Annotated in this window: 2 protein-coding genes; both read right to left on the reverse strand. The window is 65.9% G+C overall.

All coding sequences use genetic code 11. The features are described from left to right. Nucleotides 1-1,166, reverse strand: a 1,166-nt coding sequence (locus ACTIMF_RS18920; RefSeq protein WP_442351829.1) for an ABC transporter permease subunit, incomplete at its 3' end; no start/stop codon positions are given. Between the two features lie 84 nt (nucleotides 1,167-1,250). Then, the coding region (locus tag ACTIMF_RS18925; RefSeq protein WP_442351830.1) for a sugar ABC transporter substrate-binding protein at nucleotides 1,251-2,376 on the reverse strand (1,126 nt) is incomplete at its 5' end.

Genomic DNA, 2,376 nt, shown 5'->3' on the forward strand with positions numbered 1-2,376 from the left:
AGAACGGGGTCCGTCAGCCAGGGGATGGATGCTCCGCCGAAGAGCACCTGGTTGATGAAGCCGAAGCTCTCGTTCATCATGCCCGCCCAGACCAGTGCCGACAGGAACGCCGGGAACGCGTAGGGAAGGATGAGCAGGATGCGGTAGCCGTTGCGGAACCGCATCTTGGTGTTGTTGAAGACCAGCGCCAGCAGCAGGCCGAGGAAGAACGTCGTGGCGACCGAAAGCAGGGCGAATACGAAGGTCCAAATCGTCACCGAGACGAGTGGTCCGCGGATCGATTCATCCGTGAACGCGCGGACGAAGTTGTCGAACCCGACGGTGATCTGCCAGCCGGGCAGCAGTTCTTCGCCGTCGGCCGAGGTGAAGGCACCGGTACCGATGTCCTCGTAGGTCGTGTCGGACCCGGTGTCGGTCATGGTGCCGGCGGCCTCGTCGTACACGAGCGATGAGACGTACAGGTAGCCGTTCTGGCCGTCCGGGGTGCGGATGGCGCCGTCGTTCGGGTCGTTGCTGTAGTCGACCGACAGCTGCTCGATCTCGTTGGACCGGGTGAGAACCTGGGCGAAGCTGAGCGCGTCCCACCCGTCGACGGCGACCGCCTTGCCGTCCTCCATCGTCGCGCCGTCGACCTCCGTGAGCGGCTGGTCGTTCGAACCGACGCTGACGTCGCCGTCCGCCGGATCCGTGACGAGCAGCCCGAGGGTGCCGAGCTGCTCGACGACGGTCACCGGGTAGGCGGGCGAGTCCTCGACCCGTTCCTGCGCGGAGGCCATGAGCGCGGCGACAGCCTGATCCTTCGAGCCGTTGTGGCCGGTGCCGTAGTTGGTGAAGCCGATGTAACCGGTGTACAGCAGCGTGAACACCTGGAAGATGATCAGGAAGATGACGCCCGGCGTCAGGTACTTCGCCGGGATCGCCTTGCGGGAGAAGTAGACGTAGTTGACGAACGCGGTGACGAGCACGACCAGTCCGAGCACGACCCACTCACTGTGCGTGAACAGCACGAAGACGGCATACAGCGCGATGGCATCGACGACCGCGAGGAGCACGATCTTCAACAGCATCCAACCGATGCGTCCGGAGGCGGCCTCGGCGATCTGCGCGGCCTGACGCTGACGCCGAGTGGGCGGCGGCGTCTGCTCCGTTGCGGTGGGGTCGGTCATCTTCATCCCGTCATCACGCTGTCGGGACGAGCGCGTGCGCACCCGCCCCGACAGAACGAACTGTGTTCTCGAGGCTCCGAGGCGCTACTCGATGGAGGCGGACACGTCGTCGGCCAGCTTCTGCCAGGTGGCGGCAGGGTCGGCGCCGTTGATGACGGCCGCCTCGGCGATGCCCCAGAACTGGAAGACGGCGCCCATCGCCGGGATGGCCGGCATCGGGACGGCGTCAGCGCCGACGGTCTGGAATCCGGCGATGATCGGGTCGGATGCCGCGGTGTCCGCCGCAGCGGTCAGAGCTGGGAGGATGTTGCCGGTTTCGAACAGCTCGAGCTGGACGTCCTCGGTGCCGAGATAGTTGACCAGGAAGTCGTTGGCGGCGACCTTGTTGCTCGACTCGGAGCTGACGAAGAACCCCTTCACGCCGGCGAATGGCGAGGCGACCTGGTCGGTCGGGCTCGGCACCGGATCGATCTCGACGTTGATGCCGGCGTCGACGGCGGCACCGACGTTCCACGGACCAGTCAGCCAGAAGGCTGCCTTACCGTCGATGAACTGCTGCTTGGCGATCTCGCCGTCGATGTCGGTGTTGAGAACGCCGTCCGCGCCCTGGGCACCGAGCCACGTGGCGAACTCTGTGCCACCCTCATTGCCGAGCTGCAGATCGGCAGGGTCGTAGCTGCCTGAGGAGTCGGTACCGAACACCGGGGCCCCGAACGCGGTCTGGAACGGGTACAGGTGGTACGGGTTGCCCTCGGCCCCCTGTTCGACGACGAACGGCTGGTCGAGTCCGGCGGCCCGCCCCTGGGCGATCATGTCGTCGAAGTTCGAGGCGGGCTCGGGGACGATGTCGGCGTTGCGCAGCACAGCGATGTTCTCGACCGCATACGGAAGCATGTAGACGGTGCCTTCGTAGGTGGACGCCTGGAGTGCGACATCGAGGTAGTCGGATGCCGAGTCGCCCAGTTCGAGCGGAGCGACGACGCCGTTGGTGGACAGTTCGCCCAGCCAGTCGTGCGCTCCCATCGTGATGTCCGGGCCCTTGCCGGTCGGAACCTGCTGGATGAAGTCATCCTTGACGGTGTCGACGTCCTTGCCGACGATCTCGACGGCGACCCCGGTCTTCTCCTCGTAGGCATCGGCTGCGCCCTGCACGGCATCGACGCGCTCGGCATCGACCCAGACGACCAGTGCGGAGTCGGTCGATTCGTCG

It is taken from the genome of Gordonia sp. (in: high G+C Gram-positive bacteria) (assembly GCF_052106715.1).
Taxonomy (GTDB): Bacteria; Actinomycetota; Actinomycetes; order Mycobacteriales; family Mycobacteriaceae; genus Gordonia.